This is a genomic window from Paramagnetospirillum marisnigri (assembly GCF_001650715.1).
GTDB lineage: Bacteria > Pseudomonadota > Alphaproteobacteria > Rhodospirillales > Magnetospirillaceae > Phaeospirillum > Phaeospirillum marisnigri.
On record NZ_LWQT01000077.1, the window covers coordinates 260,315 to 270,336 of the forward strand.

The 10,022-nt window shown below is 60.8% G+C and carries 11 protein-coding genes, 1 tRNA gene and 1 pseudogene; 4 read left to right on the forward strand and 9 right to left on the reverse strand.

Annotated elements, in window-relative coordinates; translation table 11 throughout:
- The first annotated feature begins 29 nt into the window (after positions 1–29).
- Positions 30–473: a ligand-binding protein SH3 gene (locus tag A6A04_RS15590; protein ID WP_068494479.1), complete on the forward strand. Its 444-nt coding sequence runs from the start codon at positions 30–32 to the stop codon at positions 471–473.
- On the opposite strand, the gene A6A04_RS15595 is transcribed toward A6A04_RS15590, so the two are convergent.
- From A6A04_RS15595 to A6A04_RS22445, 6 genes and pseudogenes are all read right to left on the reverse strand, one after another.
- Positions 474–1,526, reverse strand: a complete 1,053-nt coding sequence (locus A6A04_RS15595) for an SGNH/GDSL hydrolase family protein (protein ID WP_068494481.1) — start codon at positions 1,524–1,526, stop codon at positions 474–476. It abuts the gene before it with no gap.
- A gap of 5 nt (positions 1,527–1,531) precedes the next feature.
- Complete coding sequence (locus A6A04_RS15600; RefSeq protein ID WP_068494483.1) at positions 1,532–2,233, reverse strand: class I SAM-dependent methyltransferase; 702 nt, start codon at positions 2,231–2,233, stop codon at positions 1,532–1,534.
- Positions 2,234–2,324: 91 nt separating this feature from the next.
- Positions 2,325–2,401 (reverse strand) — tRNA-His (locus tag A6A04_RS15605).
- A gap of 40 nt (positions 2,402–2,441) precedes the next feature.
- Complete coding sequence (locus A6A04_RS15610) at positions 2,442–3,602, reverse strand: aminotransferase (RefSeq protein WP_068494485.1); 1,161 nt, start codon at positions 3,600–3,602, stop codon at positions 2,442–2,444.
- 72 nt (positions 3,603–3,674) lie between these two features.
- A complete protein-coding gene (gene topA, locus A6A04_RS15615) occupies positions 3,675–6,377 on the reverse strand; it encodes a type I DNA topoisomerase (RefSeq protein WP_068494487.1) in 2,703 nt (900 codons plus the stop codon).
- A gap of 34 nt (positions 6,378–6,411) precedes the next feature.
- Positions 6,412–6,543: pseudogene (locus A6A04_RS22445) on the reverse strand (DprA-like winged helix domain-containing protein); the annotation flags it as partial.
- Between the two features lie 220 nt (positions 6,544–6,763).
- Here A6A04_RS22445 and A6A04_RS21825 point away from each other — a divergent pair.
- The 3 genes from A6A04_RS21825 (at position 6,764) to A6A04_RS15630 (ending at position 8,654) form a co-directional block, all read left to right on the forward strand.
- Positions 6,764–7,951 (forward strand): integrase family protein, encoded by a 1,188-nt coding sequence (locus tag A6A04_RS21825; protein WP_082914968.1) that lies wholly within the window; start codon positions 6,764–6,766, stop codon positions 7,949–7,951.
- Positions 7,952–8,016: 65 nt separating this feature from the next.
- A complete protein-coding gene (locus tag A6A04_RS15625; protein WP_068494492.1) occupies positions 8,017–8,301 on the forward strand; it encodes a toxin-antitoxin system TumE family protein in 285 nt (94 codons plus the stop codon).
- The gene (locus tag A6A04_RS15630; RefSeq protein WP_008616589.1) at positions 8,298–8,654 is read left to right on the forward strand and encodes an HVO_A0114 family putative DNA-binding protein; all 357 of its coding nucleotides are present in this window, start codon (positions 8,298–8,300) and stop codon (positions 8,652–8,654) included. Before A6A04_RS15625 ends, A6A04_RS15630 begins: the two co-directional genes overlap by 4 nt.
- 40 nt (positions 8,655–8,694) lie before the next feature.
- Here the strand turns inward: A6A04_RS15630 and A6A04_RS15635 are convergent, their stop codons facing one another.
- Genes A6A04_RS15635 through A6A04_RS15645 form a run of 3 tightly spaced genes read right to left on the reverse strand, consistent with a single transcriptional unit; the run spans position 8,695 to position 9,903 of the window.
- Positions 8,695–9,201: a helix-turn-helix domain-containing protein gene (locus A6A04_RS15635; protein WP_245651230.1), complete on the reverse strand. Its 507-nt coding sequence runs from the start codon at positions 9,199–9,201 to the stop codon at positions 8,695–8,697.
- Positions 9,202–9,221: 20 nt separating this feature from the next.
- Positions 9,222–9,635, reverse strand: a complete 414-nt coding sequence (locus tag A6A04_RS15640) for a MucR family transcriptional regulator (RefSeq protein WP_068494494.1) — start codon at positions 9,633–9,635, stop codon at positions 9,222–9,224.
- A complete protein-coding gene (locus A6A04_RS15645) occupies positions 9,625–9,903 on the reverse strand; it encodes an HU family DNA-binding protein (RefSeq protein WP_068494496.1) in 279 nt (92 codons plus the stop codon). Before A6A04_RS15645 ends, A6A04_RS15640 begins: the two co-directional genes overlap by 11 nt.
- Positions 9,904–10,022 lie beyond the last annotated feature (119 nt).

Consider the following 10,022-nt stretch of genomic DNA (forward strand, 5'->3'; position numbering starts at 1 on the left):
TCAACGAATATTTAGAGTGGAGAGCGGCCATGATGATCGAAGGGTTCAATTCCGATGGCGTGATCACGGTAAACCGGGTGGTGCTGCGCCAAGGCTATACCGTCGATGATCTGGAGGAGCGGGTGGCGATGCTGTGCGAGAACGTCAAGACCTGGCATTCCGAGACCGGCTTCATCGGTGGGTTCGTCTGCCTGAATTCGGGGCGCATCTCCAACGAGGGCTCCACCGTGGGCCAGGCGGTGGCCAGCCCGCTGGCCGGGCGCGAGGCGCTGATCGTCACCTTCTGGCGCAGCTTCGAGGAGCATGAGGCCTCGCATCGCAGCCCCACCTTCCAGCCGCTGTTCCAGCAGGTGCTGGAGCTGTGCGAGAACGGCAACGAGGAGATCGCCTATACCCTGCTGTGGCAGGGAAGCGCCTACTCCCCCGAGGATGCCCGGGCGGCGCAGCGGGCCAAGAGCACCCATGGCGGCTGATCAGCGCGCCAGGGCGGGGTGTGACCGTAGCTTCTCGAACAGATAGCGGCCGATACGCTCGGCGCCCTGGGGCGTGTTATGGGCGCCGTCGTAGAAATCCCCGTCCTGGAAGCCGATCTCGCCGGCCATATCCAGGCAGGTGGTGCCGGTCTCGCGGCAAACCTCAAGGGTCAGGGCGTTGATCCGGGCCAGACGGCGGTGATGGTCGACACCGTTGAGCAGGACGCCGTTGACGTCGTGGCTGGCGGCCACGCCCTCGCCCCGGCCATCCCTGACCCGCCAGTCGCCGCGCGCCTGGGTGACGAAGACCGGCTCGGCCCCCAAGGCGCGGATACGTTCGGCCAGCAGGCGCAGGCGGCCGGGATAGGCGGCTGGGTCGGGATCAAGCTCGGGCCGCGAGGCGCCTTCGGTAGTCCAACTGGCGGCGGCGAAATCGAAGGCGTGATGGTTGAGGCGGGCCTTGCGCGCCTTGACCGCCCCCAGCGCCGACTGCCACAGCCGCAGCAGGGCACTGTTCTGCGACAGCCACTTGAAGCGGCTGGAATGCTTCATCTGGTCGATGACATTGCCGCCGACAAAGGTGTCGTTGATGCCGACATAGACCAGCACCAGCCTGGGCCTCAGCCCCGGCACATGGGCCAGCCAGGACTCCACCGCCACCAGATGGCCCACCGTGCTTTGGCCGTCGATGCCCGCATTGACGATGGCCAGCGACCGGCCGCTGGCAGCGAAGGCGCTGGCCATCACCGCCTGCCAGGTGGCCTCCTCGGGCAGATAGAGCTGGTTGGTGGTGCTGCCGCCCAGGCTGACCACCTCCACTGTCTTCGGGTCGAAGTCGGGACCGCGAAAGCCCCAATGATCGCGGCGATAGACGAATTTCGTTCCGCCGGGATACAGGCCCTCGGCGGTCACGTCGTGGCGGGTGTCACGGGCCAGGGCCAGCTTATGGATGGGATCCGAGGACAGCCAGGAGCCGAAGATCAGCTCGGCCGCCAGGGCCGCCAGCAGCAACAGGCCCAGATTGACCGCCAGGATGGTCAGCACACGCTTCATGGGGGCTATTTCACCGCTTCCATGTAGAGCGAATGGCATTCGTACATCTGGTTGTCGCGCAGCAGGTCGGGATTACGTCCCTGGCGGAAGGCCGCCTTCTCCACCTGGGCGAACCCCGCCGCCGCCAGCACCTTGGCCATGATCTCGGCATTCCAGATGCTTTGATGGCCGTGTTCCTGGGTGAGCTGGGCCAGGATGTCAGTGCGGTCCTGCACGTCGGCGAAGGGAAAGTCCTGGGGCACCTCGCCCAGATAGGCCCGCACATAGATATCAGCATCGGGCACGATCAGGCGCAGCACCCCGCCCGGCTTCAGGATGCGATGCAGCTCCCGCAGCAGGACCAGGGCTTCCATGGGCTGCATGTGCTCGATCACATGTTCGGTGAAGATGCCGTCGAAATGGCCATCGCCACATTTCAACGGCCGACGCAGATCCACCATCCAGTTGGGATCGAACTTCTTGTCCTTGCGCCGCCACTTGGCGAACAGGCGGGTCTTGTAGAAGTCGGCATTGACGAAGCCCTCGGTCGGCTTCTCGCCGCTGCCGATATTCAGGTATCTCGGCCCGGGAATCGGCGGTTCGGGGGGAAAGTCCTTGAGGAAGGTCTCGCCGAACCAGGCGCGGTATTCGAATTTCAGATGGCTTTTCAGGGTATTGCGCCGCCCCTTCCAGATGGAATTGGGGGCATGGATGTCGGGATAACTCATGCGCCTGGGTCCTGAACCGTTGCGCGCCGGATACTAACGGTCCGGGCAGGCGGACGCCACACCGACATTGAATATTTCAAAAGAAGGGGGATGGGGCGAGTGATCGGAATCGAACCGACGACATCCAGTACCACAAACTGGCGCTCTAACCAACTGAGCTACACCCGCCACCGGAGGGCGCACTTTTAGCGAATACCCGGTGGTCCCGTCAAGTGCCGAAGTATCGCCCCAGCCGATCCACCGCCTGATCGATGGCGGCATCGGTCTTGGCGAAGCAGAAGCGGGCGAAATGGCTGACATCCTTGGCCTGGTAGAAGGCGCTGACCGGAATGGCCGCCACTCCGGCCTTCTCGGTGATCATGCGGCAGAAATCCTCGTCCGAGCCGTTATAGCCCAGCGGGCGGAAATCGGCCGAGATGAAGTAGCTGCCCCCGGTGGCCAGTACCTCGAACCCCACCCGGGACAGACCCTCGGCGAGATGGTCGCGCCTGGCCTGCAACAGCGCCCGCAATCCGCCATAATAGTCGTCGCCCAACCCCAGTCCGAAGGCCACCGCCGTCTGGAGATTGGGCGGCGTGGTGAAGGTGAGGTACTGATGGGCCTTGGCCACCGGCTGCAGCAAGGCGGGCGCGGCGATCACCCAGCCCACCTTCCAGCCCGTCAGCGAGAATATCTTGCCCGCCGAGCCGATCTTCAGGCAGCGCTCCCGCATGCCGGGCAGGGTCATCAGCGGGATATGGCGGCGCTGGTCATAGACCAGATGCTCGTAGACCTCGTCACAGACGGCATAGGCGTCATGGCGCTCCAGCAGCCCGGCCAGGAAGGCCAGTTCCTCGGCATCCCACACCTTGCCCGCCGGATTCATCGGGCTGTTGATGATGATCAGCTTGGTCTTATGGGAAAAGGCGGCGGCCAGGGCCTCGCGCGGCAAGTCCCAATGGGGCGGCGCGACGCGCACCAGCTTTGGGATACCCCCGGCGCGGCGGATGATGGGCAGGTAGGAATCATACAGCGGCTCGATCAACACCACCTCGTCGCCCGGCTCGATCAGGCCGAACAGGCACGATGCCAGCGCCTCGGTGGCGCCCGAGGTCACCATCACCTCGGCCATGGGGTCGAGCTCCAGGCCGTAGAACCGCTTGTCATGGGCGGCGATGGCCTGGCGCAGTTCGGGCGTCCCCATCATGGAGGGATACTGGTTGGGGCCGTTCACCAGCGCCTCGGCCGCCTTGGCGATGACCTCGGACGATTCCAGACCTTCGGGGAAGCCCTGGCCCAGATTGACGGCGCCATGGGCCTGGGCGAGGCGCGACATGGTTTCGAAGATGGTGGTGCCGAAGGAGGACAGGATGGAATTGGCGGGCTTCATCTTTGTCTCGCTCGTAACGACCCCTCCCCCCGTGCCCCGCATGGGGGGAGGTCGGGAGGGGGGCCATCGGACCTATTTTGCCGCCTTGGTCTTCGCCGGAGCCTTCTTGGCAGCGGGTTTCTTGGCGGCAGGCTTCTTGGCTGCCGTTGTCTTGGCGGCGGAGGTCTTCCTGGCCGGGGCCTTGCCGCCCTTGGCGGCGGCCCGCGCCGTGATCAGGGCCATGGCCGCTTCCAGGGTCACGCTATCGGGGGTGGTATCCTTGGGCAGGGTGGCGTGGACGCCGTCGCGCGAGACATAGGGGCCGTACTTGCCCTCGTGCACAGTCACCGGCTTGCCGTCCACCTCGCCCAGGGTCTTGAGCGGCGCGGCGGCCGAGCGGCCCTTGGCCTGGGCCAGCAGTTCCACCGCCCGGTTCATGCCGATGGTCAGCACGTCGTCGCCCTTGGCCAGCGACTTGTAGCCGCCATCATACATCAGATAGGGGCCGAACTTGCCGACACCGGCCTTGATCATCAGCTTGGTCTCGGGATGCGGCCCCACCTCGCGCGGCAAGGCCAGCAACTGGCAGGCCACGTCCAGGGTGACATCGGCGGGTTCCAGCCCCTTGTAGAGCGAGACCCGCTTGGGCTTGGGCGCCTTGGGAGCCTTCGGCGCCTTGGGCTTGGCCGGTTTCTTGCCCTTGGCGGGCGGCGCCTCGGGCTGGGGCTCGGGAACCGGCTCGGCCTTCAGGGTGCTCTCGTCGCCCAACTGGACGTAATAGCCGTAAGGCCCCTTGCGTAGCGTCACGGGATGGCCGGACACCGGATCGTTGCCCAGCTCCTTGGGGCCTTCGCGAACCTCGTCCTCGCCCCCCGATTCGCCGGTGGTCAGCGGCCGGGTGAAGCGGCATTCGGGATAGGCCGAGCAGCCGATGAAGGCGCCGAACTTGCCCAGCTTCAGCGACAGCCGCCCCGACGAGCAGGTGGGGCAGACGCGCGGGTCCTTGCCCGAACCGTCATCGGGGAAGAAATGCGGCCCCAGCAACTGATCGAGCGCATCCAGCACCTGGGTCACCCGCAGGTCCTTGGTCTCGTCCACCGAGCCGGAAAACGCCTTCCAGAACTGATCCAGCACCGTCTTCCAGTCGATGCGGCCGCCGGAAATATCGTCGAGCTGGTTTTCCAGCTCGGCGGTGAAATTGTATTCCACGTAGCGGCCGAAGAAGCTTTCCAGGAAGGCGGTGACCAGACGGCCGCGATCCTCGGGGATGAAGCGCCTTGCGTCCAACTTGACGTAATTGCGGTCCTGCAGCACGCCCAGGATGGAGGCATAGGTGGAAGGGCGGCCGATGCCCAGCTCTTCCATGCGCTTGACCAGGCTGGCTTCCGAAAAACGCGGCGGCGGCTGGGTGAAGTGCTGCTCGGCCTTGAGCGAGCGGCGGAGCATGGCGTCGGCCTCGGCCACGTCGGGCAGCAGCTTCTCGGCCTCGTCGTCGTCGGAATCGTCGCGGTCTTCCTGGTAGACCTTCATGAAGCCGTCGAACACCACCACCGAGCCGGTGGCGCGCAGGATGATCTGGCGGTCGGCGCTGGCGATGTCCACCGCCACCTGATCCAGCTCGGCCGAGGCCATCTGGCTGGCGATGGTGCGCTTCCAGATCAGTTCGTACAGCCGCAGATGGTCCTTGTCGAGATAGCGGGCCACATCCTCGGGCTTGCGGGCCAGATCGGTGGGGCGGATGGCCTCGTGGGCCTCCTGGGCGTTCTTGGCCTTGGTCTTGTACAGGCGCGGCGCTTCCGGCACATAGGCCTTGCCGAATTCGCGGCCGATGACGTCCCTGGCCCCGGCGATGGCCTCGGCCGCCATCTGGACGCCGTCGGTTCGCATATAGGTGATCAGACCCACGGTCTCGCCGCCGATATCGACGCCTTCATACAGGCGCTGGGCCAGTTGCATGGTGCGCTGGGCGCCGAAATACAGCTTGCGGCTGGCTTCCTGCTGCAGGGTCGAGGTGGTGAAGGGCGGAAACGGATTGCGCTTGGTGCGCTTGCGCTCGACCTTGGACACGGAGTAGCTGGCGGCGGCCACCTTCTTCTCCGCGTCGCGGGCGGCGGCCTCGTTCCCTAAGTCGAACTTGTCCAGTTTGACCCCGTCGAGATGGGTCAGCGACGCCCCCAGCACCGCGCCCTTGGGCGTCTGGAAATCGGCGGCGATGGTCCAGTATTCCCGCGCCCGGAAGGCCTCGATCTCGGATTCGCGCTCGCAGATCAGGCGCAGCGCCACCGACTGCACCCGTCCGGCCGAGCGCGAGCCCGGCAGCTTGCGCCACAGTACCGGCGACAGAGTGAAGCCCACCAGATAGTCCAGGGCGCGCCGCGCCAGATAGGCGTCCACCAGTTCCTGGTCGATGTCGCGCGGCTTCTTCATGGCGTCGAGTACGGCGGTCTTGGTGATCTCGTTGAACACCACCCGCTTGACCTCGACGCCCTTCAACGCCTTGCGGTCCTCCAGCACCTTCTTCACATGCCAGGAGATGGCCTCGCCCTCGCGATCCGGGTCGGTGGCCAGGAACAGTTTTTCCGCGCCCTTGACGGCGGCGGCGATTTCCTTGACGTGGCGTTCGGACTTGGGGTCGGTCTCCCAGTCCATGGCGAAGCCCTCCTCGGGCCTCACCGAGCCGTCCTTGGGCGGCAGATCGCGGATATGGCCGAACGAGGCCAGCACATGAAAGTCGCTGCCCAGGTATTTGTTGATGGTCTTGGCCTTGGCCGGAGACTCGACGACGACGACTTTCATCCGCTTCCGATCACATCTTTGACTCTCGGCAATCTCAGCCCATCAGCAGCGAGACCCGATTGCCGGGATGGCGATCCAGACGGCCTGCCAATTCCAGTTCCAGCAGCACCCAGGACACCATGGAGGGTGACAATTGGCATTGGCGGATGATTTCGTCAACCCCAATCGCACACCATTGATTTTATTGTTTTTTTCTCAATTTCAATGTCCTAACGGGGGGCTTAACTGAGAATGCATACAGAACACAACACCAACATAACGTACACGAGTGTACTTCGCTGCTTACCGGTTGCTTTCCCGAAAAGGCTGCCGACATTCGAATAAGAAAGGCGGAAATCCGCCATTTCTTTGGATGAGCAAAGCCTAACACGTCGAAGGAATCCACTGTGCCTAAAATTCGCCTAACCACCACCGCTCTTCGCAACCTCGTGCCGCAATGCACTGACAGAATCTACTGGGATGAAACTCTGCCGGGGTTTGGCGTCAAGGTCACCCCCAATGGGCACAGGAGCTATGTCGTTCAGTACCGCAACTCGTATGGCGTAGATCGACGCATGACACTTTCAGATGTGCGAGTGCTGACCATTGAGCAAGCTCGAACCAGAGCGAAAGAAGTGTTGGCGAAAGTAACTCTGGGCGGCGACCCCGCTAAAGATAAGCAGGATGACAGAAAGTGTATCACTATAAATGATATACTTGATTTGTACATGGCAAATCATATTGAGAAAAAAGGAGCAAACACGCAGCGTTCCTACAGAGCAATGTATAAAAATTATGTGCGTCCATTCATGGGAACTAAGCCATGGAAGGATGTCACCCAAGATGACTGCCAGAAGCTACTCGATCATGTGACGGAGACATCGGGAGAAGGGAATGGCAACAATGCCGTTGGCTACCTTCGATCCGCCTGGAACTGGTGTATCCCAAAAATTCTGCCGATGAACAGCAACCCAACATTTAAAGTTGAGATGAACGAGAAGAAATCAAGAGATGTTGTGATCGATGAAAATGAATATAGAGAGCTATACAAAGCCCTCATTGCCCATCGAGCAGCAAACCCTCAAAACAACCCATCAATGTATCTGGCAATCGAAATGATTATTTTCACAGCCGCCCGAAAAATGGAGGTGTTGTCAATGCAGTGGGATGCCATAAAAGATGGATATATTCATGTGACTGACAAAGGAAATTCACGGCGTCGCAAGCCGAAGATCAAGCAAATCGTGATCACGGAACCCGTTCAGGAACTGCTTGGCCGAATCCCGAAAAACTCAAAGTGGCTTTTTGCTCGTTCCACGGCCCCGGAATTACACATCACCTCAGTTGACGAAGTATGGTGTGATGTCCGAAAGGAAGCTGGCTTGCCCCATGTGAACATCCACGATCTTCGCCGATCATGGATTACGTTCGCCATTGATGACTTGAAGATTAGCCTTGAGACGGTCTCGAAGGCAGTTGGGCACTCAAGCCCGGAGGTCACCAGAATCCACTACAACAAGATTGCCCGGAAAACCAAGCTCAAGGCGAATCACGACATTGCAGAAGGATTGGCATCTGCAATGATGGGCGATTAGATGCATCAGCCCGCAGCAATCTATGGCCGTGGATACCATAAATCTGATATGGTTCTGAGGATCGGATGAAGGCGACCCTTATTCTCCACACCAAGGCGGTCTACGACGATGGGTCCATCGTTGAGATGAGAGTCTGGGCAGTGCCGATGCAGGTTCAAGGCAGCGGCCATGGTTTCAAGTACTCGCTGTTCTACGGTCGAGACGGAAGGCGGATCGTCGGCTACGACAACGAGGCTGGAAAGGGCGATCACCGGCATCTTGATGGCGATGAGACTGCGTACTCATTCTCCACCATTGAGCAGTTGATTGAGGATTTTAAGGCCGATGTCAGACGGCGGAGGGCAAATTGAACCGGATCAATGTTTCCATCGGCAACGGGCATAGCGATCCTCTTGATGACATGGGCAAGAGAGTGATCGCGGCATGGCATAACGCCGAACATGGAAAAATCGGTGAACCCGAACTCAACGTGACATTCGAGTCTATGGAGGCTTTTCTCCGTCACGTTACGCCGAAGCGATTGGAAATGGTTCGCTTCCTTCGGGAGCACCCCACGACATCAGTTGCAGAACTCGCCCGGCAACTCGGTCGAGATTATAAAAACGTCTATGAAGATGTGGACGCCCTGGCCGCTGCGGGGTTGATCGAAAAGGAAGGTCGGTCGATCAGGGCGATTGCAGACGAGATAGTCCTGAAGCTTTAGGGAATTTCCAGAGCAGCATGATGTTCCGCCAAGCCCCCCATTATTTGGCACCGCCCAGAGCCTTTGCCATCGCCAGAACCTGATCCCTGACCTTGTGGTCATTGATGCTGAAATAGGCCCGTACCAATTCGAGAGTTTCCCGCTTCGTCATCGGATCATCGTCGGGGACATCAACTGACTTGGTGACATTGCCCCGGATCACTTCGACCGGCGATGCTGCCTGGGCAGTCACAGAGATTTCTTCGAAAAAATAGCCGACGCGAACATCCAGAACGCGGGACAGGTCGAACAGCCTCGAAGCCCCCACCCGATTGGCTCCACGCTCGTATTTTTGGACCTGCTGGAAGGTCAGCCCCAGACATTCACCAAGCCTCTCCTGGCTCATGCCCAGCAGGGTCCGGCGAAGCCGAATTCGGGCACCGACATGGACATCAATGGGATTGGCACTGCCATCGTCCAAGCGACCTCTGGTAGACCGGCCAGCCTTCTTGGCGACCTTGGCAGGCTTGGGGGCGGTTGCGGGCTTGGAACTCTTACGTGGCGGCATGGCGATCCCTTCCCTGTTCATCAGGTGGCTGATTTGGGCCGACGATTCTTCCGCGTGAAGCCAAGCCCCGCTGCCTTGGCGAGTTCGGATCGGCGTGCAGCATATTCCGGGGCGACGAGAGGGTAATCCTTGGGCAAAGACCACTTGGCCCGGTACTCGTCAGCGGTCAGCCCATGCCCAGTCGTGAGGTGTCGCTTGAGCATCTTCTGCCGATCACCGCATTCCAAACAGACAATGTAATCTGGGGTCACCGACCGCTTCACAGAAACGGCAGGTTGCTGCCGTTCAGCCGGTGCTGAAGCAGGGTTGTCCGTAGCGGCTAAAGTCGAATAAACGGACTTGATCAGGCTTGGGATTTCAGTGGCTGCCAAGGCGGTGCCACCCAAGTAGGCGACCACGATCTTGGTCGTCAGAGCCTTGATGTCATCGGCCATTGATGGTGTCCTTAAGGCTCTTTCCGGCGGTGAATTTGGCAGACTTGCTGGCCGCGATGGTGAGGGTCTTGCCAGTCTGCGGATTCCTGCCTTCACGTGCAGGACGGGCAGAAACTGAGAAAGTTCCAAAGCCAACCAGACGCACATCATCGCCGGACTTCATGGCGGTAGTGATGGCTGCAAAAACAGCGTCAATGGCATTGCCCGCGTCGGCCTTGGTCATGTTGGCACCATCGGCGACGGCGGCGATCAATTCGGTCTTGTTCATGTGCCCCCCTACAAAAAGCATGGCCATAACGAATGGCACGATGAATAGGCATCGTCAACCAAACGGGTTTACTCAGGTGTCAGCAAGGTAAACAGGAAAGTCGAGCCGCCTGAAGGTGA

What these genes read in the sequence shown, in the direction of transcription:
- A6A04_RS15590 (WP_068494479.1), top strand. Translation starts at nt 30, where the DNA reads ATGATGATCGAAGGGTTCAATTCCGATGGCGTGATCACGGTAAACCGG.
- A6A04_RS15595 (WP_068494481.1), bottom strand. Translation starts at nt 1,526, where the DNA reads ATGAAGCGTGTGCTGACCATCCTGGCGGTCAATCTGGGCCTGTTGCTG.
- A6A04_RS15600 (WP_068494483.1), bottom strand. Translation starts at nt 2,233, where the DNA reads ATGAGTTATCCCGACATCCATGCCCCCAATTCCATCTGGAAGGGGCGG.
- A6A04_RS15610 (WP_068494485.1), bottom strand. Translation starts at nt 3,602, where the DNA reads ATGAAGCCCGCCAATTCCATCCTGTCCTCCTTCGGCACCACCATCTTC.
- topA (WP_068494487.1), bottom strand. Translation starts at nt 6,377, where the DNA reads ATGAAAGTCGTCGTCGTCGAGTCTCCGGCCAAGGCCAAGACCATCAAC.
- A6A04_RS15625 (WP_068494492.1), top strand. Translation starts at nt 8,017, where the DNA reads ATGAAGGCGACCCTTATTCTCCACACCAAGGCGGTCTACGACGATGGG.
- A6A04_RS15635 (WP_245651230.1), bottom strand. Translation starts at nt 9,201, where the DNA reads ATGCCGCCACGTAAGAGTTCCAAGCCCGCAACCGCCCCCAAGCCTGCC.
- A6A04_RS15640 (WP_068494494.1), bottom strand. Translation starts at nt 9,635, where the DNA reads ATGGCCGATGACATCAAGGCTCTGACGACCAAGATCGTGGTCGCCTAC.
- A6A04_RS15645 (WP_068494496.1), bottom strand. Translation starts at nt 9,903, where the DNA reads ATGAACAAGACCGAATTGATCGCCGCCGTCGCCGATGGTGCCAACATG.